This is a genomic window from Streptomyces sp. CG4 (assembly GCF_041080655.1).
GTDB lineage: Bacteria > Actinomycetota > Actinomycetes > Streptomycetales > Streptomycetaceae > Streptomyces.
The window spans coordinates 6351358-6373081 of record NZ_CP163525.1; the positions used below are offsets into that span (position 1 = coordinate 6351358).

Here is a 21724-nt window from a genome sequence, read left to right on the forward strand (position 1 = left end):
CAAGGGGGTCGGCACGATGAGGCGACAGCACGGGGCGGACGGGCGCGTCCCGGGGGAGCGGGCGGTCCCGGCGGAGTGGGTGCTGCCGCTCACCGCCGCCGTGAACGGCGTGGGTACCGGCATGTACGTCCCGTTCACGCTGGTCTTCTTCCACGCCGTGACCGGGCTGTCCTTCCCGGCCGTCGGCGCCGTGCTCACGGCCACCGGCCTGGCCGGCATCGGCGTACTCCCGCTCGCCGGTACGGCGGTCGACCGGTACGGCGCGAAGCGCGTGCTCTACGCGCTCTACGCCGTCCGGGTCGTTGGATTCGCCCTCTACCCCTTCGCCCACTCCCTCGCCGCGTTCGCGGCCGTGGCCCTGGTCACGGCGGCCGCCGACCGGGCCTTCCCGGCCGCCCAGCAGTCCCTGATCGGAGAGGTGGCGCGCGGTGCGGACCGGGACCGGCTGCAGGCGGCGACACGGGCGCTGCAGAACGCCGGCAGCGGCGCCGGCGCGCTGCTGGCCACGCTGGTCATCTCGCTCGCGGGCAGCGCCGGTTACACGTACGCGGCCTGGGGCAACGCCCTCTCCTTCGCGCTCGCGGCCCTGCTGCTGCGTCTGCTGAAGCCGGTGCGCGTGACGGGCGGGGCGGCGGACGGCGCTCCCGTGCCGCGCCGGGCGGGCTCCGGCTACCGGCTGGTCCTCGCCGACCGGCCCTTCCTGGTCATCACCGGCGCCAACTTCCTGAACGCGCTGAGCTATTCGGCCCTCTCGGTGCTCTTCCCGCTGTTCATGGTGGAGTGGCTGCACGGGCCCGCGGTGCTCACCGGTGCCGCGTTCACCCTCAACACCGTGCTGTGCGCGGTCGCCGGTGTCTTCGTCGGCGCGCGGGTCCGGCGGGCGGGCGCCCGGCGCACCCGGGCGGCGGCGCTGGGCGGATCCCTGTTCGCGACCGCGTTCGCCGCGCAGATCGTGCTCGGCACGCTGCGGCCCAGCTCGGCCACGGTCCTCGGCGCCGCGCTGGTCGCCGTGATCGTCGTCTACACCCTCGGCGAACTGATCCACAGCCCCGCCGCCGAGGTCCTCGCCGTGTCCGCGGCGCCCGAGGCGGTGCGCGGCCGCTATCTGGCGGCGTACCAGATGTCCTGGTCGCTGGCGAAGGCGGTCGCGCCGTCCCTCTTCACGACCCTGCTCGCGCTGGACGGCCGGGCGCCCTGGGCGGTCCTGATCGTGACATCGGCGCTCGCCGCCGCCCTCCTCGTCAGGGTGGAGTCCCGGCTGCCGGAGGAGGCGGTACGACCGCTGCCGGCGAAGCCGGCCGCCGGGGGCACGCCACTGACCCCGCCCCACCTGCCCGCCGTCCCCGCCGCACCCGAAGGATCCCGGCCGTGAAACGCTCCGCGACCACCGTCCCGCTCACCGCCCTCGCCCCCGTCTCCTGGGGCACCACCTACGCGGTGACCACCGAATTCCTGCCCCCGGACCGCCCGCTGTTCACGGCCCTGATGCGCGCCCTGCCCGCCGGACTCGTCCTGCTGGCGGTGGCCCGGGTGCTGCCGAAAGGCGCCTGGTGGTGGAAGGCGCCGGTGCTCGGCGCGCTGAACATCGGCGCCTTCTTCCCGCTGCTGTTCGTCGCGGCCTACCGGCTGCCCGGCGGCATGGCCGCGGTCGTCGGCTCGGTCCAGCCGCTGTTCGTCGTCGGCCTCTCGGCGCTGCTGCTCGGCCGGCGGCCGGCCGCACGCACCCTGGTCACGGGCGTCGTGGCCGCACTGGGCGTCAGCCTCGTGGTCCTCCAGGGCGCCGGTGCCCTCGACGTGACCGGTGTGCTGGCGGCCGTCGCCTCCACGGCCTCGATGGCCGCCGGTACGGTGCTGACCAAACGCTGGGGCCGCCCGGACGGCGTCGGCCCGCTGGCCCTCACCGGCTGGCAGCTCACCGCGGGCGGCCTGCTCATCGCGCCCCTCGCCGTCCTCGCCGAGGGCGCCCCGCCGGCTCTGGACGGCCGCGCCGTGGGCGGCTACCTCTACCTGGCTCTGGCCAACACGGCGCTGGCCTACTGGCTCTGGTTCCGCGGCATCGGCCGCCTCACCGCACCTCAGGTCGCCTTCCTCGGCCCGCTCTCCCCGCTGACCGCCGCGGTCGTCGGCTGGGCGGCACTCGGCCAGTCGCTGACCCCGGTGCAGGTGATGGGCATGGCGCTGGCCTTCGCGGCGACGCTGGCGGGACAGCTCGGGGAGCGAGGACGACGAGGGGGGCCAGGGGGCGGCGAATCGTTCAGTTCTCCTGAAAAGAACGATCGAAAAGTTTCGATGGACCTGACAGGTCGGTGACCGCGACGGTAGGAGCACGCACACGCCGCCACCCCTGCCCCCGCTCCCGCCGAAAGGACCCCCGTGCCCGCCGTCCTGCACAGGACCACCACCAAGACGACCCCCTCCACCACTCCCTCTCCCACCCCCTCTCCCGCCCCTTTGCTCGGCCTCGCCTGTGCCGCCCTCGCGACGGTCGTCTGGTCCGGCAGCTTCGTGACGTCCCGCGGCCTGCACGACAGCGTCCCGCCCCTCCAGCACGCCTTCTGGCGCTGGGTCATCGCCCTGTTCGCCGTGGCCCCCTTCGGCGCCCGGCAGGCCTGGCGCCGGCGGGCCCTGTTCCGCCGCCACGCCCGCTACGTCCTCCTCGCCTCCCTCCTCGGCGTGGCCGTCTACAACACCCTCGTCAACCAGGCCGGACTGACCACCCCCGCCGCCACCATGGGCATGATCATGGCCGCCTCGCCGGTGCTCATGGCGGTGTTCGAACGCCTCGGCGGGGCCCGGCTCGGCGCACGGCGCACCACCGGACTGCTCATCGCCTGCGCGGGCGTGGCCTTCCTCGTCGGCGGCGCGAAGTTCTCCCCCGGCGACCTGTGGATGATCGCGGCGGCCTGCAGCTTCGCCGGCTACAGCGCGCTGCTGCGCCGCAGGCCGGCCGAACTGGGCGGTACGGCCTTCCTGTTCACGACGTTCCTGATCGGCACCGTCCTCCTGCTCCCCGTCCAGGCCGCGAGCGTGGCCCTCCAGGGCGGCTTCACTCCGACCTCCGGCACGGTCCTGCCACTCCTCTACGTCGGTGTGGCCTCCTCCGCCCTCGCGTTCTTCGCCTGGAACAAGGCCATCGCCCTGATCGGCGCGACCCGCGCCGGCATCGTCTACTACCTTCAGCCGGTCTGCGTGGCCGTACTCTCCTGGGCCGTCCTGGGCGAGACGACGGGCCGGCCGCAGCTGCTGTCGATGGGCCTGATCCTGGGCGGGGTGGTGCTGGGCGCGGCGTCCCGCGGGTGACGTGTAGCTTTCCGGCATGGCCGAGTGGGACATCCGGAAGCTGCAGATCCTGCGCACTCTGCGCGAGCGGGGGACGGTGACCGCGACGGCCGAGGCCCTGCACATGACGCCGTCCGCGGTCTCCCAGCAGCTCACCAATCTCTCCCGGCAACTCGGCGTGCCCCTCCTGGAGGCGCGGGGCCGCCGGGTACGGCTCACCGACGCGGCCCGCCTGGTGCTGACCCACACGGAGCCGGTCTTCGAGCAACTGGAGCGCACGGAGGCCGCGTTGGCGGCATACGGTCAGGGCGAGGCGGGCGAGGTCAGGGTCGGCGCCTTCTCCACCTCGGTCCCCGCCCTGGTCGTACCGGCCGTACGCGCCCTGCGGACCACGCACCCCCGAGTCACCGTCCGCGTACGGGAGGCGGAGGCATCCGAGGCCTACGACCTCCTGACCGCCGCCGACGTCGACGTGGCCCTCTCCCTCGCCGCGGAGGCCCCGAGCGCGGCCGACCCCCGCTTCACCCAAGTCCCCCTCCTGGCCGACCCCTTGGACGTGGCCCTGCCCCCCGACCACCCCCTGGCCGAGACCCCCACCCTGACCCTGACCGACCTCGCCGCCGAGCCCTGGATCTTCGGCGGCAGTGGCCCCTGGTCCGACATCACCCGCCGCGCCTGCGAGTCGGCCGGCTTCAGCCCCCACCAGGGCCACTCGGCCTCCGGCTGGACCGCGATCCTCGCCATGGTGGAGGCCGGCATGGGCGTGGCCCTGATCCCCAGAATGGCCGCGACCCGCCGCGACGGGGTGGTCATGCGCGACCTCGGCCCGGACGGCCCGGTCCGCCATGTGACGGCAGCGGTACGCAGGGGCGGCGAGACGGGGCGGGCAGTGGCGCACGTACTGCAGGCCCTGAGGGACGCGGCGGCTGCCAGTGGTCACTGGGACGCGCCCCGCTGATCCGCGCTGAAGTACCGGGCCACGGTGTGCGCAGCCGGCCCGGTCAGCACCGCGCCGGAGCCCTCAGTCATGTCCGGCGCGGCACCTCGCCGAACTGTGCGGCCGGGTGCCCGCGATGGTCACGGTCGACCCGGCAGAGGAACGGCGTCTGCACCGGGCACTGGACCCGGCCGGCCTCGCGGTCCTACGCCCGCCGCACCTCGTACAGAAAGCACCCGTACTCCACCGCCCGCACATGGACCACCGCCACCTCCGGGTCGGCGAAGGCCTCCGTGAGGGCGGACGGGAAGTCGGTGTCCACCAGGTGGCCGCCCAGGATGTGGCCGTCGGCGGAGTAGCGGCGCAGGACGCGGTGGGCGTTGGTGAAGGGCAGGGGGGCGGGATCGGCCGGGCCGGGGCACTCCTCGGCGTGGACGAAGACCGGGCCCTGCTCGTCGTACGCCCCGGGATCGGCGCCCGTCTCGGCCGCCCAGCGGCGCAGGGGCGCGTACGAGACCAGGGCGATCGACTCGCCGGGCGTGCTGCGGCGCAGGCAGCAGCGCAGCGGGGCGCCGCCCTCCTCGTCGGTGAAGGGGGTCGTGGGGCGGCCCGCGTCGTCGGTGGTCCGCAGCTCCTTCAGGACCTGGGACGGGATCGGGCGTGGCGTGTACGTGGTCGTCATGGGCCCAGCGTCCGCTTCCGGCGCCCCGGTCACCGGCGGGAACCGGACATCGCGTTCCCTGCGGATCCCATGGAAGGATGGCGCAACCGACACATAACGAGGAGATGACCGCGTGCCTGGCACAAACCTGACTCGCGAAGAGGCGCAGCAGCGGGCCGAGCTGCTCACCGTTGACTCGTACGAGATCGCTCTCGACCTCTCCGGTGCGCAGGAGGGCGGTACCTACCGGTCCGTGACCACGGTGCGTTTCGACGTCGCCCGCGCCGGCGCCGAGTCCTTCATCGACCTGGTGGCGCCCACCGTCCACGAGGTGACCCTGAACGGCGACGCGCTCGACCCCGCCGAGGTCTTCGCGGACTCGCGGATCGCGCTGCCGGGCCTGCTGGCGGGCCGTAACGTGCTGCGCGTCGTCGCGGACTGCGCGTACACCAACACCGGCGAGGGCCTGCACCGCTTCGTCGACCCCGTCGACGAGCAGGCGTACCTCTACACCCAGTTCGAGGTGCCGGACGCCCGCCGGGTCTTCGCCTCCTTCGAGCAGCCGGACCTGAAGGCGACGTTCCAGTTCACCGTGACGGCGCCCGAGGGCTGGACCGTCGTCTCGAACTCGCCGACGCCGGAGCCGAAGGACAACGTCTGGACCTTCGAGCCGACCCCGCGCATCTCGTCGTACATCACGGCGCTGATCGTCGGCCCGTACCACTCCGTGCACAGCGTGTACGAGAAGGACGGGCAGAGCGTGCCGCTGGGCATCTACTGCCGTCCCTCGCTCGCCGAGTTCCTGGACTCGGACGCGATCTTCGAGGTGACCCGGCAGGGCTTCGACTGGTTCCAGGAGAAGTTCGACTACGCCTACCCGTTCGCGAAGTACGACCAGCTGTTCGTGCCCGAGTTCAACGCGGGCGCGATGGAGAACGCGGGCGCCGTCACCATCCGTGACCAGTACGTCTTCCGGTCCAAGGTGACCGACGCGGCGTACGAGGTGCGGGCCGAGACCATCCTGCACGAGCTGGCCCACATGTGGTTCGGCGACCTCGTCACGATGGAGTGGTGGAACGACCTGTGGCTGAACGAGTCGTTCGCCACCTACACCTCCATCGCCTGCCAGGCCGCCGCCCCCGGCTCGCGCTGGCCGCACTCGTGGACCACGTTCGCCAACTCGATGAAGACCTGGGCGTACCGGCAGGACCAGCTGCCCTCCACGCACCCGATCATGGCGGACATCCGTGACCTGGACGACGTCCTCGTCAACTTCGACGGCATCACGTACGCCAAGGGCGCGAGCGTGCTCAAGCAGCTCGTCGCGTACGTCGGCGAGGACGAGTTCTTCAAGGGCGTGCAGGCGTACTTCAAGCGCCACGCGTTCGGCAACACGCGCCTGTCCGACCTGCTCGGCGCCCTGGAGGAGACCTCCGGCCGCGACCTGAAGACCTGGTCGAAGAAGTGGCTGGAGACGGCGGGCATCAACGTCCTGCGTCCGGAGGTCGTGACGGACGCCGATGGCTCGATCACCTCCTTCGCGGTGCGCCAGGAGGCCCCGGCGCTGCCCGCCGGCGCCAAGGGCGAGCCGGTGCTGCGCCCGCACCGCATCGCGATCGGCTTCTACGACCTCGACGCCGGAAGCGGCAAGCTGGTGCGCACCGAGCGCGTCGAGCTGGACGTCGACGGCGAGCTGACGGCCGTACCGCAGCTGAACGGCAAGCACCGCCCGGCGGTGATCCTGCTCAACGACGACGACCTGTCGTACGCCAAGGTCCGCCTGGACGAGCAGTCGCTGGCCTTCGTCACCGAGCACCTCGGCGACTTCACCGAGTCCCTGCCGCGCGCGCTGTGCTGGGCCTCGGCCTGGGACATGACGCGGGACGCGGAACTGCCCGCCCGCGACTACCTGTCCCTCGTCCTGTCGGGCATCGGCAAGGAGTCCGACATCGGTGTCGTGCAGTCGCTGCACCGCCAGGTCAAGCTCGCCATCGACCTGTACGCCGACCCGGCCGCCCGCGAGTCCCTGCTCACCCGCTGGACCGACGCCACGCTGGCCCACCTGCGTACGGCCGAGCCGGGCGGCGACCACCAGCTGGCCTGGGCCCGCGCCTTCGCGGCGACGGCCCGCACCCCGGAGCAGCTGGACCTGCTGGAGGGCCTGCTGGAGGGCACCCACACCATCGAGGGCCTGGCCGTGGACACCGAGCTGCGCTGGGCGTTCGTGGAGCGGCTGGCGGCGGTCGGCCGGTTCGACGAGGCGGAGATCTCGGCGGAGTACGAGCGGGACAAGACCGCGGCCGGCGAGCGCCACGCGGCGACGGCTCGCGCCGCCCGCCCGACGCAGGAGGCCAAGGCGGAGGCCTGGTCCTCGGTGGTCGAATCCGACAAGCTGCCGAACGCCGTGCAGGAGGCCGTGATCGGCGGCTTCGTGCAGACCGACCAGCGCGAGCTGCTGGCGCCGTACACGGACAAGTACTTCGAGGCCGTCAAGGGCGTCTGGGACTCCCGTTCGCACGAGATCGCCCAGCAGATCGCCATCGGCCTGTACCCGGCGGTCCAGGTCTCCGAGGAGACCCTGACCAAGACGGACACCTGGCTGACCTCGGCCGACCCGAACGCGGCCCTGCGCCGCCTCGTCTCGGAGTCCCGCGCGGGCGTCGAGCGGGCGCTGAAGGCCCAGGCGGCGGACGCGGCGGCCGAGTAGCGGCCCGAACGGTCACGGGGGCGTCCGGTGCGACACCGGACGCCCTGCCGACCGCACCCACTCCTGAACGCGGCGCCGGGGCGGCACCGTGTGATCATGTCGACATGACGTCCGGTCGGATCATTTTCCTCAACGGCACTTCCAGCTCAGGGAAGTCGAGCATCGCCCGAGAGCTTCTGGACATCCTGAACGACGGCGTCTTCTTCCACATGGCGGTCGACGGCTTCAACGCGATGCGCAGCAAGCGGGAGCTCGGGACCGATGAGCTCGACGCCGCGCTGCGGCGGACCAGGATGGGCTTCCACCGCTCGATCGCAGCCATGGCGGAGGCGGGCAACGACATCGTGGTCGACCATGTGCTGAGCGAGCCCTGGAGGCTGCTCGACTGCCTGACGGTGCTTCAGCCCGAGAACGTACTGTTCATCGGCGTCCACTGCCCGCTCGACGAGCTGACCCGCCGCGAACTGGCCCGGGGCGACCGCCCGCCGGGCCTCGCGGCGCACCAGTACGACCTGGTCCACAGCCACGGCGACTACGACCTGGAATGCGACACCAGCACGTCGAGCCCACGCGAATGCGCGCAGCGGATCAAGGAGTTCCTCCCGCACCGCCCCAGCCCCACCGCCTTCACCCGCCTCCGCCGACGCCACCTGACGGCCGACCGGATCCACCACCAGGGCGGGAGCACTGGCCCGGGAACATGGGCGACGTCCTCGCGGGGGTGACGGGCGGCCGTGGGACGGTCGCGGACGGGCTCGCGGTCGCCCTGCCGCCGCTGCTCGCCGAAGGCGCAGTCCGCCCGGCCGCCGGCTCCACGGCCGCCCCGGGCGCGCTGCTCCTGGGGTGGGGGCTGGCGTACGGCGGTGTGTCCGTGTCGGCCCAGCGCGCCCTGTCGGCCCAGCGTGCCCTGTCGGCCGCCGCGCCGGAGGCTCCGGAGGCGGCGTCCGCGCTGTTCGCCGGGGTGTTCAACGCCGCGATCGCGCTGGGTGCCGTCCTGGGCGGGCGGCTCGGGGACGGGCCCGAGATGACCGCCGTGCTGGTCGCGGGCGCGTGCTCGCGCTGCTTGCGGTGGTCCTGGAGAGGAGAGGGGCGGCCACGTGACCGTGACCGCCCCTGCCGTACGGGCCGTAAGGGTGCCCTACTTGGCGGACAGCTCCGCCGCCACCAGCTCCGCGATCTGGACCGCGTTCAGCGCGGCGCCCTTGCGGAGGTTGTCGTTGGAGATGAACAGCGCGAGGCCGTTGTCCACCGTCTCGTCGCGGCGGACGCGGCCGACGTACGACGGATCCTGGCCGGCCGCCTGCAGCGGGGTCGGGATGTCGGAGAGGACGACGCCCGGGGCGCCCGCGAGCAGCTCGGTCGCGCGCTCGGGGGAGAGCGGGCGGGTGAAGCGGGCGTTGACCTGGAGGGAGTGGCCGGAGAAGACCGGGACGCGGACACAGGTGCCGGAGACCTTCAGGCCCGGGATCTCCAGGATCTTCCGGGACTCGTTGCGCAGCTTCTGCTCCTCGTCGGTCTCGTTCAGACCGTCGTCGACGATCGAGCCCGCCAGCGGAAGCACGTTGAAGGCGATCGGCCGCTTGTAGACCTGCGGCTCGGGGAAGTCGACCGCCGCGCCGTCGTGGGTGAGCTTGTCGGCCTCGGCGACGACCTTCTGCGCCTGCCCGTGCAGCTCGGCCACGCCCGCGAGGCCCGAGCCGGACACCGCCTGGTAGGTGGCGACGACGAGCGCCTCCAGGCCGGCCTCCTCGTGCAGCGGCTTCAGGACCGGCATCGCGGCCATCGTGGTGCAGTTCGGGTTGGCGATGATGCCCTTGGGGCGGTCGGCGACCGCGTGCGGGTTCACCTCGGAGACGACCAGCGGGACCTCGGGGTCCTTGCGCCAGGCCGAGGAGTTGTCGATCACGACGGCGCCCTGGGAGGCCACCTTCTCTGCCAGCGCCTTCGAGGTCGCGCCGCCCGCCGAGAAGAGCACGATGTCCAGGCCGGTGTAGTCGGCGCTCGCCGCGTCCTCCACCGTCACGCCGTCCAGCACGGTGCCGGCCGAACGCGCGGAGGCGAACAGGCGCAGCTGTGTGACCGGGAAGTTCCGCTCCGTGAGGATCCTGCGCATGACCGTGCCGACCTGACCGGTGGCTCCGACGATTCCGACCCTCACAGTGACTCCCTCTTTGTGTCTCTTCCATGGCCAGGCGCATGACCGGGGCGTTTCCATCATGCGGCCGACCCCGGTCCGCCTGTCCAATTCTCTGCGGAACGTGCCCAAGGTGTGGGATAGGTCTTCCCCGCCCGGCGGTTCCACACCTGCGCCGTTCACCCCGCTGAGCTGGAGGAATTCCCTCGCCCGGGGGCCCGCACCGCAAGCTGTGCTGTCCCGCCCCTGCCCGTGCGGACCACGGCCACACGGCGGTGTGACGTACGCCTCGGAGCACACCTGAGGGAAATCGGAGCACACCGGTGGGAAATCCGGCCGAACGTTCTCACCGGGTCCGGCGTCATAGGGGAAACGCGTGAGGGGGTGGCTTGTGCTGCGCGGAGAGGCGCGCCGCGGACAGGTGTCGTACGCGGGCGGTACGGACGACCGTACCGGCGACGACCCGCTGGACGCGGCCCAGGAACGCCGGGTGCGGGCGGTGCTCGCGCTCGGCGGGGTGCCGCAGTCGGACCTGCCGGACGGGGTGCAGCAGGTCCGGCTGCGGTTGTTGGAGCGGACCGCGAGCGGGCAGGAAGCGCCGCGGGACGTGTCGGCCTGGGCGGCGGTCGTCGCCTCCCGCCTCGCCATGGACTGGCACCGGGCCAAGCGGCGCCAGGAGCGCCTGGGCGAGCGGCTGGCCGCGCTGCACGAGCCCGTACACCCCTCCGGCGAGGAGACCAGCCTGCTCTCCCTCGCCGTCGCCCGGGGCCTGGACGAACTGCCCGCCGCCCAGCGGCAGGTGCTCGTCCTGCGCTTCTTCGCCGACCTGCCCGTGCGGGCCATCGCCGAGGAACTGGGCATCCCCGAGGGCACCGTCAAGAGCAGGCTGCACACGGCGGTCCGCGCCCTGCGCGACCGACTGCACGAGGACGAGGTGGTGTGACGTGACCGCCGAACACGAGGGCGCGCGGGGCGCCGGGAGTGCGGGGAGCGCGGGGGGCGCGAGGGGGTACGGCGGTATGGACGCGCTGATGGCCGCGATCACCGGGGAACCGTTGCCGGAGGAGGCCCGACGGGATCCCGCCTTCCTCGCCGAGCACCGTGCCGCCGAGGCCGATGTGGCGGTGCTGAAGGGACAACTGGCCTGGCTGGCAGAGGCGTTGACCGGGGAGACGGCGGATGGGGAGACTGCGGACAGGGAGGTGGCGGACGAGGAGTCGGCTCCCGGCGAGCCCGTAGCCGTACCCGTACCTGTACCCGCACCCGCACCCGTACGGCCCGTCCCGGCCTCATGGTCACCCCGCCGTCCCCGCGGCGTCGGCCGCCGCCCCGCAGGCACCGCCCGCCCCCCACGTCCCCCACGTCCCGGCCGCCCCACCGGCCCCCGCCGCGTGCTGCGTATCGCGCTCGGGTCGCTCGCCGGTTGCGCGGCCTTGGCGTTGGTCGTCGGGTTCGGCTGGATGGTGACGCACTCCGCCGGTTCGGTCGACGACAGCGGGGCCGCGAGTGCCGCCGACAGGAGCGGCAGGGCTTCCGCGGTGGAGACCGGTCCGCCGGCCGACCCCGCACGCGCACTCGCCTGCTCCCGACTGGTCGTCGAGGGCACGGTGGCCAAGGTGGAGCCGGAGAGGCCGACCCCATGGAGCCGGGTCACTCTCACCGTGACCCGCTCCTACAAACCCGCCCACGGCCCGGCGGAGGTCACCTTCCTGCTGGCCGGTGGCGCGCGACCGGCCCCGCGCACGGGACAGCACGTGCTCGTCGCGGTCGGTGCGGGCCTTCAGAACGCGAGCCTGTGGGTCGTGGGAGACACCCGTGTCGGCGTCAACCGGGCATGGATCACCGAGGCGTTGCCCCGGTCCGGGCACTCCGGGCACGCGACCTGCGCCCCCGGCAGCGCCTTTTGACCATCTGAGCAGAGGGGCGGGCACCCGCCCCTCTGCTCCGGGTCACCCCTCCTTCGAGCGCGCGTAATGCCGGGAGGCCTTCGCGCGGTTGCCGCACGCGGCCATCGAGCACCAGCGGCGGGTGCCGTTGCGGGACGTGTCGAAGAAGTGCAGGATGCAGCCGCCGCCGGAGCACGTGCGGATCCGCTCCGGGGCCCGGCCGAGCAGGTCCAGATAGTCCCGGGCGGCGAGCCAGGCCGGCCCCCAGGACGGATCGGCGAACTCCGGCTCCTCGGCGGGGCCGTCCGCGGTCAGCCGGGCCCGGATCCGCCCGTGCGCCAGTACGGCGTCCACGAGCGGCGCCGCCTCCCGCGGTGACCCGTGCACCGCGGCCGCCAGCGCCTCGCGGGCCTCCCGCAGATGGCGCAGCACCTCCGCGTCGGCCGGGTGGGCACCGCCCAGCCCGTTGCTCGCGAGCCACACCGCCAGCCCGTCGGTGTCGGCGAGCAGGTCCTGGGTGACGCCTTCCCGGTTCCACCGGGTGTTGAGCAGGTCGAGCGCGAGGGGCTCACCGGTGAGCGGGCGGGGATCGCGGGCGGCGGACATCGGGCGCTCCTTCTCTGGCTAACCATTGAAGCGTACGTCACCGGTTGACTTTCTCGCGCCTAACCTCTTAATCTAGTGATGAAGGTTAGATCGCTTGAAGGAGAACACGATGGCTCCGCGCATCGCGCACGCAGGCCTGAACGTCACCGACCTCGACCGTTCGCTCGCGCTCTACCGCGACCTCCTCGGCTTCGCCGTGCTCGCCGAGGGCAAGGAGGACGGCCAGCGCTGGGCAATGCTGGGGGAGACCGGCGGCGCCCCGCTCGTCACCCTCTGGCAGCAGGCGCAGGGGTCGTACGACAGTGGCCGGTCCGGACTGCACCACCTCGCCTTCACGGTGGACTCCGTGGAGCAGGTCCGCGAGTACGAGACCGCGCTGAGGGCGGCCGGGTTCGACTTCGCCCATGAGGGCGTGGTCGCCCACCGGGAGGGCGGGACGTCGGGCGGGATCTTCTTCCACGACCCGGACGGCATCCGCCTGGAGATCTCCGCCCCCCTCGGCCCCGACGGCGCCCCGGCCCCCCACACCGACGCCCCGACCTGCGGCTTCTTCTAGCCATGGGCGCCTATCACGCGGGTTCGCTCGCCGTGCAGGAACAGAGGGGCGTACGTGACCGCGCCGAGCACGTGGGCCGCTCCCTGGGCCAGGACATCAAGCCGGTCGCGGCGGCCTTCCTGGAACTGCAGCCACTGCTGATGGTGGGCGCGGCGGATCCGGAGACGGGGAGGGTGTGGACCTCGGCTCTCACGGGCACCCCGGGCTTCGTCCGGGCGACCGGGCTCCGGCAGATGTCGGTCGTCACGGATACGGATACCGGCCGGGGTGGCCGACCCGAAGGGGAGGGGGGCTGTGTCCGATGTGCGGCCACCGCCGTGCGGGCGCGAGCAGCCCACGCCCACGGCAACCCGCACTCGCGCGACGGCCTGCAAGACCCCCTCGCGACCGCGCTGAAAACCCCCGGCACCCACCTGGGCACCATCGCCCTGGACCCCCGCACCCGCCGCCGCATGCGCCTCAACGGCCGGCTGCGGCCGACACCCCGAGGGTTCGCCGTCGAGGCGGACCAGGTCTTCTCCAACTGCCCCAGATACATCCAGCGCAGGGAGTCGTACGAAACGGTCACCGACCGTACGCCCGGCACTCCCCGGCTCCTCACCGAACTCGGCCCGCACGAAAGGGAGTTCATTCGGTCCGCCGACACCTTCTTCCTCGCCACGGTCCACCCCGGCGGAGCCGACGTCAGCCACCGAGGCGGTAACCCCGGCTTCGTCCAGGTCGCGTCACCGACCGGACTGACCTGGCCGAACTACCCAGGCAACGCCATGTTCCTCACCCTGGGCAACCTGCGCACCGACCCCCGGGCCGGACTGCTCTTCCTCGACTGGACCACCGGCGACACCCTCCAGCTCACGGGCGAGGCACACGCCGACATCGCCGCCGGAGGTGTCCGTTTCACGCTCACCCAGGCGCTGTGGACCCCGGCCGCCCTCCCCCTGCGCTGGTCCGCGCCGGAGTATTCACCGGCCAATCCGCCGGGTTAACGTCGGCCGATGAAACGCAAGTTGAGGGTGGCGGCCTACGCCGTGTGCGTCCGTGACGAACAGATCCTGCTGGCCCGTTCGCCGGGTCCCGACGGAACTCCCGAGTGGGTGCTGCCCGGGGGCGGCATGGACCACGGCGAGGATCCGTACGACACCGTCCGCCGCGAGGTCACCGAGGAGACCGGCTACCGCATCGAGGTGACCGGTCTCCTCGGGGTGCACTCGCAGCGGCTGGTCGGCCACCCCCGCGTCGGCCGCCGTACGGACCACCACGGGCTGCGCCTCGTCTACGAGGGAGAGGTCGTGGGGGGCGAACTCCGGTACGAGGTCGGCGGATCCACCGATTTCGCGGCATGGCAGGACCTTTCGGCCGTACCGGACCTGAACCGGGTGTCGCTGGTCGACATCGCGCTCCGGCTCTGGCGGGAACGCCCCGCGCACGGCCGTCTCACCGCCGGAGACCCTCCCCTACCCCCGCAGTTGAACGCGGAGTGACCACTCCTGGGACGCCCGCAATCCACTCCATGGCCGAGCCCGGTACCGAGTGAACCACGTACGGTGATGGGCGCTGCGCGTTGCCGTCGTGTTCACGCACGGGTCATCCCCGGTGCCAACGATCCAGAGCGAGCGGGGTGTTCGCATCCGCGACGGCCCGCGACCACTGCCGACGCGTTCGCACCCGGGGAGACCGCGCCATGTCGCGCATACGCTCTGTCGCCACCTCCGCTCTGGGGGTCAGCCGCCGTACCGTCCTCGCCGCCGCCGGAGCGGTCTCGCTCTCCGCGGGCGTCGGCTACGCGCTCCGCCCGACCGACAGCGAGGCCGCCACCAACCCCGCCGGCACCGGTGAGGCGCCCGTCGCCCACTCCCGGCAGGCCACCGGAGCGGCCCCGTCCGCCCCCTACACCAAGGGCACCACCCTCGCCTCCGTCGCCGCCCCGCGCGGCAGCTCCGGCTACCGCCGGCTCGGCGACGGCCCCGGCTGGAGCCGCGTGGTGCGCGGCGAGCTGGCCGCCGCCAAGTCCGGCCGGGCGGGCCGCCGTACGACCCTCGCCGCGTTCGTGCAGCTCACCGACCTGCATCTGCAGGACGTCCAGCACCCGCTGCGCGCGGAGTTCCTGCGCGCCAACGCCGTGCACGCCTGGCGGCCCCAGGAGGCGCTCACCGTCCAGGGCGCCATCTCGCTCGTCGAGCGGGTCAACGCGCTGAAGGGTGCCCCCGTCACCGGTGCGCCGCTCGGCTTCGTCATGACCACCGGCGACAACACCGACAACAACGCCCACTCCGAACTGGAGTGGTTCATGCAGGTGATGAGCGGCGGCCGCATCAGCCCCAACACCGGGGACCCCAAGCACTACGAGGGCGTGCAGAACAGCGGTCTGAAGCTGTACTGGCAGCCCGACGCCACCACCCGCGACAACGACAAGGCGCTCGGCTTCCCGCACCTGAACGGCTTCCTGGCCGCCGCGATCCGCGAGGTACAGAGCCCCGGTCTCCATCTGCCCTGGTACTCCACCGTCGGCAACCACGACTTCCTCGCCCTCGGCTGCTTCGGCACCCACGCCGACCCCTACCTCGCCGAGGCCGCGATCGGCGGCAAGAAGCTGATGGACGTCTCCGCCGCCGAGGCCAGGAAGCTCCAGGACGCCGTCAAGAACGCCAAGGACCCCCACGGCGTCGCCTACCGCGACCTGCTCAAGGCCCACGCCCGCTCGATGCGTCCGGTCACGGCGGACGAGAAACGCGCCCCGTACACCCCCGCGGACTACCTCAAGGCCCACCTGGACCCCGCCTACCAGGGCCACGGCCCGGTCGGACACGGCTACTCCACCGCGAACCTCGACGCGGGCACCCAGTACTACGCCTTCCGCATCTCCGCCGACGTCATCGGCATCAGCCTCGACACCACCGACGCCTGTGGCATGCCCAACGGCTCCATCGGCACCGCCCAGCTGAAGTGGCTCGACAAGACGCTGAAGGACAACAAGGACTCCTACGCCGTCGTCTTCAGCCACCACACCAGCACGACGATGGACAACACCTGGCCCGATCCGGCCCGCCCCGGTGAAAGGCGGCACACCGGCGCCGAGGTGGTCCAGCTGCTGACCTCCCACACCAACGTCCTGGCCTGGGTGAACGGTCACGTCCACGAGAACGTCATCACCCCGCACCAGGCGTCCGGCGGCCACTCCTTCTGGGAGATCTCCACCGCCTCGCACGTCGACTCCCCCCACCTCGCCCGCATCGTCGAGCTGGCGGACAACAAGGACGGCACGGTCTCCGTCTTCACCACGCTGATCGAGTCCGCGGCCCCGCACCGTACCGACTTCGCCGACCTCTCCCAGACCGGCCTCGCCGCCCTCTACCGCGAGCTGGCCTACAACGCCCCCGGCGCGAGCAAGGCCCTCGCGGGCAACGCGGCCGACCGCAATGCGGAGCTTGTACTGAAGAAGGGCTGATTTTCGCTCAACCGGCGCAACCCTGAGCAACCTTCGCGCACCCGGCACCGGTTTCTTCCCCCGACCGCACGAACACCACAGGTTGGGGGAAGACATGCGTGTACGCACGACTCTCGTGGGTGCAACGGCCCTGCTCGTCTCGGCGGCCCTGGCGGCGCCGGCGGCGTTCGCCGCAGGGGACGACGGGCACGGGCACGACGCCACCCGCAAGGCCGTCGACGCGGCCGTCGCGGCCGGGGTGCCCGGGGTGACCGCCACCGTGCGGGAAGCCCACGGCACCTGGTCCGCGACCGCCGGCGTGGGCGACCTGCGCACGGGCAAGCCGCGCTCGACGGCCGACCGCTACCGCGTCGCCAGCATCACCAAGACCTTCGTCGCCACCGTCCTGCTCCAGCTGGAGGCGGAGGGCCGGCTGTCCCTGGACGACACCGTGGACAAGTGGCTGCCCGGCGTCGTCGAGGGCCATGGTCACGACGGCCGTCACATCACCGTCCGCCGGCTGCTGAACCACACCAGCGGCATCTACAACTACCTCGCCGACGCCGACTTCCAGCGCGCGTACTTCACCGCGGACGGCTTCTCGAAGCACCGCTACGACACCGTCGACGCGCGCGACCTGGTGGCGATCGCGATGCGGCACAAGCCGGACTTCGCACCGGGCACGTCCTGGACCTACTCCAACACCAACTACGTACTCGCCGGAATGGTGATCGAGAAGGTGACCGGCCGCCCCTATGCCGCCGAGATCTCCCGCCGCGTCATCCGGCCGCTGCGTCTGACGGCGACCTCCGTGCCCGGCACGAAGGTCACCCTCCCGCAGCCGAGCAGCCGGGCCTACTCGAAATTCCGCGACCCGAGCGGCCCCACGTACGACGTGACCACGCTCAACCCGTCCATCGCCTCCTCCGCCGGCGAGATGATCTCGGACTCCGCCGACCTGGACCGCTTCTACGGCGCCCTGCTCGGCGGAAAACTCCTGCCGCCCGAGCAGCTCAAGGAAATGAAGACGACGGTCGACACGCGGATCGCACCCGATGTCCGCTACGGCCTCGGCCTCATGGACACCAGGCTGACCTGCGGCGTTCACGTCTGGGGCCACACCGGCGGCATCCATGGCTCCTCGTCCGAGGTGGCGACGACGCCGGACGGCCGGCACTCCGTGGCGGTCAACTTCAACGGCGACTGGAGCGGGGACACGACGTCCGTACTCGAAGGGGAATTCTGTTAGCCACCGTTTCATACGCGTCGTTTCGTGTTAACGCGTATGCAATGTCCGTACCGCCTCATATCGGCTAACCCGCAGTTCACGGGGATGGCTCGATCTTCTCGATCGTTTTATGCAAGGCGGGTGGTCGTGTGCGCGCGACGCACGAGCTGCGTGTGCTCTCGGTCTACGAGGGCTTCTTCTCCGGAGGAGCCCGGATCGTGCACACCGACGTCGTACGGGGACTGGCCGAGGGCGGCCAGTCCCACCACGTCCTCAGCATCCATGGCGAGGTCCTGCGCGAAGCCACCCGGCAGCGCATGGAGGACGACCACTGCTACGGGGAGCTGACCGCCGCCGGCATCGGCGTCACCTCGCTCGGCCGCAGCGCGGGCCTGGTGGACGGGGCGGTCGCGGCGAACGTTTTCAGCGGGCCCGAGCTGGCCGAAACCGCGCGGGCGATGGCCGCGGCGGATGTGATCCTCTCCCTGAAGGAGCAGCCGCTGGCCCTGCTGAACCAGGCCGGCCTGCCCCGCCGCCCGGTCGTGGTCGCCCTGCACCGCTCCGACCCGGAGAACCAGGGCCCCGCGCTGGACGAGCTGAAGGCCGCCATCGCCGACGGCACGGTGGCCGCGTGCGTGTGCTGCGCCGAGTCCACGCGGGCCGCCTACGAGGCCGCCGGCATCCCGGCCGGGCTGCTGCACGTCATCCCCAACGGCGTCGACCTGCTCCGGTTCCGCCCCGACCCGGCGGCGCGGCTCGCCGTGCGCGCCTCGCTCGGCATCGCGGACCGGGCGCCCGTGGTCGTCTTCGCGGCCCGCTACGCCCCGATGAAGAACGTCCCGCTGCTGCTGCGCGCGGCCCGCGCCTGGCTCGCCCGCGAGGGCGGCGGGCACGTGGTGATGTGCGGGGCCGGGATGACCCCGGGCAACACCGGGCTGCGCGCCGACCTCGCCGCCGCCTTCGCGGACGCGCCGGACCTCGCCGACCGGGTGCATCTGCTCGGCGTACGGCACGACATGCCGGCCGTGTACGCCGCCGCCGATGTCGTCGCCCTGACCTCCGTCTCCGGGGAAGCGGCGCCGTTGTGCCTGATCGAGGGCATGATGTGCGGCGCGGTCCCGGTGACGACCGACGTCGGCGACAGCGCGGCCATGGTCGCCGGGCTCGGCTTCGTCACCCCGCCGGACCCGGGCGCCATCGCCCTGACCTGGACGGCCGCGATCGCGGGCCGCGCGGATCTCGCCCCGGACCTGGAGGCCGCCCGCGAGCGCTTCAGCCGCACCCGGATGATCGCGGCCTACGCGGCGCTGCTCGACCGCCTCCACGCGGAGGCCGTCCGCGCGCCGTCGCTCCCGGACCCGCTGTAGGCGGGCCCGCCGTGGTCGCCGTGGCGCGCACCGTCCCGGATCAGGAGACCCGGTCGAGGGCCGGGAGGTAGCCGCGCGCCTGTCCCGGCGCCGTCGGGTGGTACGACTCGGTGGGGGCCAGCACGTCGACGCCGCGCATCCACGGGCTCCGGGAGCAGATCTCATGGCCGGCGAAGTCGGCCCTGACGTCGGCGTAGGTGAACCCGTGGGCGGTGGCGCGCCCGGCGATCACGGCGTCGAGATGATCCACGCCGGCGTTGACGGCGGCGCGCGCCCGGTCCTGCAGCCCGACCTCGCAGCTGCCCTTGAGGTGGTACAGGTGCGGATAGCCGAGCACCACGACATGGGCGGCGGGCGCCCGGTCCCTGACGGCCGAGTACAGCCGGTCCAGGTCGCGCACGAGGGACCCGTCGACGGTCGAGCGGGCGCCGGCGACGGCGGACAGGCACCGGCTGGTGCCCCCCAGGTCGCAGCTGGTCATGACGGCGGCGAAGCCCGCGTCACTGCCGCCGACGGTGAGGGTGACCAGCCGGGTACCCGGGCCGAGCGTGCCGAGCTGGCCGGTCAGGACGTCCTTCGCCCCGGCGCCGTTGCACGCGGGGAAGGCGAAGGCCGTCGCCCCGTGCGCCGCGGCCCACAGCACGGGGTACGCCCTGCTGCTGCGCTTGCAGCTCCTGCGGCCGGGAAGGTAGTCGCCGGCGCCGACACCGGCGGAGTAGGAGTCACCGAGGGCCACATAGCCCGCGCCCGCAGTCGCAGGCGCGCCCTGGGCCGTCGCGGGGGCGGCGAGGAGACAGGCCGCGGCGAGCAGCAGAGCGGACGAACACGCCACTGAGCGGGAATGTCGCATACCTCCCGTCTACCGTGCCCCGCTCACCCACCGCCCGCCGGACGCACCCGTCCGGGTGAACGTGCCACGGTTGCACGGAGTGACGAACGACCCGACGCAAGGGCCAAAGGGCCACGCCGGATCCGTCCCCCCTCCGTGTGCGGGTCACAGGTGCGCGGGCAGCGGATCATCGCGCAACACGCTGTAGGCGACCCCGTCCCGCCACTTCCCGTCCCGGAAGACGATGCCGCGCAGCACGCCCTCGCGGGTGAAGCCGGCCTTCTCCAGGGCCCGTTGCTCGGCGATGTTCTCGGCCTCGGTGTCGGCCTCGATCCGCATCACGGGGGTGTGGGCGAAGAGGTAGCGGACCAGCTGCAGCTGGGCCCGGCTGCCGATGCCCCGCCCGCGGGCCTCGGGCAGCAACTGGGCGCCGATGTTCCAGCAGTGGGTCGACGGCGAGACGACGACCTTGCGCCAGGCCACGAAGCCGAGCGGCTCGCTGTCGGCCGTGACGATCAACTGGCCGCCGTCCTCGCCGAGCAGCCCGTTCTCCGCCCAGCGCCGCCGGAACCGGCCGGGGTCCGGGTAGCCGTACCACTGGAAGGGGCCGGCCGCGACCGGGTCGGTGAGGAAGCGCTCCAGCAGGGGGAGGTCCTCCTCGCCGACGGGGCGGAGCGTTGGGCGTGGATGCATGGGCCTGCAGCTCTCCTGGTAGTCGGTTCGGGAAGTCGGGCGTGTCCTCGGGGCGCAGTGCTGCACGGGTCTTCGAATGAACTCGTACGGGGGCTACGGCCACCGTAGTCCATGAGCCAACCCCCGACCCGCCGAAGGGTTGTCCTCGTGAAGTCGCCTGCGTCGTACGGCCGTTGCCCCCCCGACGTCATGAGGAGGGGCCACCGGAATCGGTCCGGTGGCCCCTCCTCTCCCCTCCTGAGGGCTCCCCTCGGCCCTCTTGATGCCTCCCGGTCCGTCACTACCGGGGGAGCACCACGACGTACGCGGCCGGGTCGCGGTCGACGGACGCCATCAGGGCCGTACGGACCACCGTGGCCTGCTGTTCCCGTGCGTCCCTGAGCTTCTTCGGGGTGATGTACACGACCGTGATCCCGAGCCGTTCCAGGTGCTCGCGCTTGCGGGCGTACTCCGACCACAGCGCGTCCTCGTCCTGGCGGGGCGCGCGGGTGTCCAGCTCCACCGCCACCGCCTGGTCGGGCCAGTACGCGTCCACGCCGCCGAGGTACGGGCCGCCGGGCAGCCGCAGGTCGACGTTCCAGACCGGGTCGGGCAGCCCGTACTCGCTCACCATCCGGTACAGGCGGTCCTCGGCGATCGAGCGGCCCTCGGCCAGGAGCGCGTCCACCGCGTCCACCACATGGGGCCGGTTGAGGAGCTTGGCGTGGGTCAACTCCCGTACGACGGCAGCCGGTTCGCAGTGACCGCCGCGCACCGCCTCGGTCAGCAGCCGCCGTACCGCCTGCGCGTCCGTCAGCTCCGCCACCGCGTCCGCCAGGGCCCGTGGCACCGGCGCCACCGGTAGGCCCGTCACCGCGCGCGGCTGGGGCAGGGCGTGGGCGCGCAGGACGCGGACGTACCCCGCGGAGCGCAGCCGGCGCTGGCGCGGGATCAGGACGTCGACGCGGTCCAGGGAGAGCAGCGGCGGGGTGGCCGAGAAGCCGTACAGGGTGAGGGCGGCCAGGCCCGTGATCATCGCCTCCGCGTACACCGGCCGGTGCGGCTCGTCCGCCGTCGGCTGGGTGGGGACGCCCGGCGCCGACTCGCGGGCCGCGTACAGCAGGGCCCCGTGCAGCCGCTCCTCGCTCGTCGCCGGGCCGGGGTGCAGCAGGACCACGTTCGGCAGCAGCAGCTGCCAGGGGCCGCCGGGGCGGCACTGCTCGTTCAGCTCGGCCGACGTCACACCGTGGGAGCGGAGCTGAGCCGCCGTCAGAACCCGGCGGTGGACCTCGGAGAGGTGACGGAGGGGGCGGGGGGAGAGCGGGGTGTTGTGGGTCATGGCGTCGGGATTCCCACGCCCGGTCCCCCAATTAACCGCTGTTACAGGGCCGTCGATGAATGCGGACAAGGTGGGACTAAAGGTCAGGTGTTCGGATAC

General features: G+C 72.6%; 20 protein-coding genes and 1 pseudogene. 15 read left to right on the forward strand and 6 right to left on the reverse strand.

The genetic code is table 11. The features are described 5' to 3' along the window. Nucleotides 1–16 precede the first annotated feature (16 nt). The 5 genes and pseudogenes from AB5L52_RS28995 to AB5L52_RS29015 all read left to right on the forward strand — a co-directional run. On the forward strand, nucleotides 17–1372 hold the full coding sequence (locus AB5L52_RS28995) for an MFS transporter (protein WP_369367060.1): 1356 nt from the start codon (nucleotides 17–19) through the stop codon (nucleotides 1370–1372). Further along, complete coding sequence (locus tag AB5L52_RS29000; protein ID WP_369367062.1) at nucleotides 1369–2310, forward strand: EamA family transporter; 942 nt, start codon at nucleotides 1369–1371, stop codon at nucleotides 2308–2310. The genes AB5L52_RS28995 and AB5L52_RS29000 overlap by 4 nt, the downstream gene beginning before the upstream one ends. Before the next feature lie 141 nt (nucleotides 2311–2451). After that, on the forward strand, nucleotides 2452–3300 hold the full coding sequence (locus tag AB5L52_RS29005) for a DMT family transporter (protein ID WP_369368991.1): 849 nt from the start codon (nucleotides 2452–2454) through the stop codon (nucleotides 3298–3300). Between the two features lie 16 nt (nucleotides 3301–3316). Further along, nucleotides 3317–4237, forward strand: a complete 921-nt coding sequence (locus tag AB5L52_RS29010; RefSeq protein WP_351765929.1) for a LysR family transcriptional regulator — start codon at nucleotides 3317–3319, stop codon at nucleotides 4235–4237. A 79-nt stretch (nucleotides 4238–4316) separates the two neighbouring features. Further along, nucleotides 4317–4406 (forward strand): annotated as a pseudogene (locus AB5L52_RS29015) (methyltransferase type 11); the annotation flags it as partial. A 15-nt stretch (nucleotides 4407–4421) separates the two neighbouring features. Here AB5L52_RS29015 and AB5L52_RS29020 read toward each other — a convergent pair. Continuing rightward, nucleotides 4422–4898: a DUF1203 domain-containing protein gene (locus AB5L52_RS29020; protein WP_369367064.1), complete on the reverse strand. Its 477-nt coding sequence runs from the start codon at nucleotides 4896–4898 to the stop codon at nucleotides 4422–4424. 112 nt (nucleotides 4899–5010) lie between these two features. On the opposite strand from AB5L52_RS29020, the gene pepN reads away from it, so the two are divergent. Both pepN and AB5L52_RS29030 read left to right on the forward strand, forming a co-directional pair. Further along, entirely contained in the window at nucleotides 5011–7584 is a 2574-nt protein-coding gene (gene pepN / locus AB5L52_RS29025; protein WP_351026606.1) for an aminopeptidase N, read from the forward strand. A 104-nt stretch (nucleotides 7585–7688) separates the two neighbouring features. Next, nucleotides 7689–8309, forward strand: a complete 621-nt coding sequence (locus AB5L52_RS29030; RefSeq protein WP_369367066.1) for a chloramphenicol phosphotransferase CPT family protein — start codon at nucleotides 7689–7691, stop codon at nucleotides 8307–8309. 413 nt (nucleotides 8310–8722) lie between these two features. Here AB5L52_RS29030 and AB5L52_RS29035 read toward each other — a convergent pair whose 3' ends face one another. Then, a complete protein-coding gene (locus AB5L52_RS29035; protein ID WP_369367068.1) occupies nucleotides 8723–9742 on the reverse strand; it encodes an aspartate-semialdehyde dehydrogenase in 1020 nt (339 codons plus the stop codon). Between the two features lie 367 nt (nucleotides 9743–10109). On the opposite strand from AB5L52_RS29035, the gene AB5L52_RS29040 reads away from it, so the two are divergent. Beyond that, nucleotides 10110–10661: a sigma-70 family RNA polymerase sigma factor gene (locus tag AB5L52_RS29040; RefSeq protein WP_351026758.1), complete on the forward strand. Its 552-nt coding sequence runs from the start codon at nucleotides 10110–10112 to the stop codon at nucleotides 10659–10661. A 1-nt stretch (nucleotide 10662) separates the two neighbouring features. Further along, nucleotides 10663–11625, forward strand: a complete 963-nt coding sequence (locus tag AB5L52_RS29045; RefSeq protein ID WP_369367070.1) for a hypothetical protein — start codon at nucleotides 10663–10665, stop codon at nucleotides 11623–11625. 42 nt (nucleotides 11626–11667) lie between these two features. Here AB5L52_RS29045 and AB5L52_RS29050 read toward each other — a convergent pair whose 3' ends face one another. Then, complete coding sequence (locus AB5L52_RS29050) at nucleotides 11668–12210, reverse strand: CGNR zinc finger domain-containing protein (protein WP_369367072.1); 543 nt, start codon at nucleotides 12208–12210, stop codon at nucleotides 11668–11670. 109 nt (nucleotides 12211–12319) lie between these two features. Between AB5L52_RS29050 and AB5L52_RS29055 the strand changes: the two genes are divergently transcribed. The 6 genes from AB5L52_RS29055 to AB5L52_RS29080 all read left to right on the forward strand — a co-directional run bounded on the left by AB5L52_RS29055 (nucleotide 12320) and on the right by AB5L52_RS29080 (nucleotide 18785). Then, nucleotides 12320–12766 carry a VOC family protein gene (locus tag AB5L52_RS29055; RefSeq protein ID WP_369367074.1) on the forward strand — a complete coding sequence of 149 codons (447 nt, stop codon included), beginning with the start codon at nucleotides 12320–12322 and terminating at the stop codon, nucleotides 12764–12766. A 2-nt stretch (nucleotides 12767–12768) separates the two neighbouring features. Further along, complete coding sequence (locus tag AB5L52_RS29060) at nucleotides 12769–13752, forward strand: pyridoxamine 5'-phosphate oxidase family protein (RefSeq protein ID WP_369367076.1); 984 nt, start codon at nucleotides 12769–12771, stop codon at nucleotides 13750–13752. 9 nt (nucleotides 13753–13761) lie between these two features. Beyond that, on the forward strand, nucleotides 13762–14247 hold the full coding sequence (locus AB5L52_RS29065; protein ID WP_369367078.1) for an NUDIX hydrolase: 486 nt from the start codon (nucleotides 13762–13764) through the stop codon (nucleotides 14245–14247). A 200-nt stretch (nucleotides 14248–14447) separates the two neighbouring features. After that, the gene (locus AB5L52_RS29070; RefSeq protein WP_369367080.1) at nucleotides 14448–16211 is read left to right on the forward strand and encodes a TIGR03767 family metallophosphoesterase; all 1764 of its coding nucleotides are present in this window, start codon (nucleotides 14448–14450) and stop codon (nucleotides 16209–16211) included. A 94-nt stretch (nucleotides 16212–16305) separates the two neighbouring features. Beyond that, nucleotides 16306–17439, forward strand: a complete 1134-nt coding sequence (locus tag AB5L52_RS29075) for a serine hydrolase domain-containing protein (protein ID WP_351026590.1) — start codon at nucleotides 16306–16308, stop codon at nucleotides 17437–17439. Nucleotides 17440–17591: 152 nt separating this feature from the next. Beyond that, complete coding sequence (locus tag AB5L52_RS29080; RefSeq protein WP_369368992.1) at nucleotides 17592–18785, forward strand: glycosyltransferase; 1194 nt, start codon at nucleotides 17592–17594, stop codon at nucleotides 18783–18785. 40 nt (nucleotides 18786–18825) lie between these two features. Here AB5L52_RS29080 and AB5L52_RS29085 read toward each other — a convergent pair whose 3' ends face one another. From AB5L52_RS29085 to AB5L52_RS29095, 3 genes are all read right to left on the reverse strand, one after another. Continuing rightward, nucleotides 18826–19635 carry an SGNH/GDSL hydrolase family protein gene (locus AB5L52_RS29085; protein WP_351574736.1) on the reverse strand — a complete coding sequence of 270 codons (810 nt, stop codon included), beginning with the start codon at nucleotides 19633–19635 and terminating at the stop codon, nucleotides 18826–18828. A gap of 144 nt (nucleotides 19636–19779) precedes the next feature. After that, a complete protein-coding gene (locus AB5L52_RS29090) occupies nucleotides 19780–20307 on the reverse strand; it encodes a GNAT family protein (RefSeq protein WP_351026586.1) in 528 nt (175 codons plus the stop codon). 280 nt (nucleotides 20308–20587) lie between these two features. After that, nucleotides 20588–21625: a hypothetical protein gene (locus tag AB5L52_RS29095; protein WP_369367083.1), complete on the reverse strand. Its 1038-nt coding sequence runs from the start codon at nucleotides 21623–21625 to the stop codon at nucleotides 20588–20590. Between the last annotated feature and the right edge of the window lie 99 nt (nucleotides 21626–21724).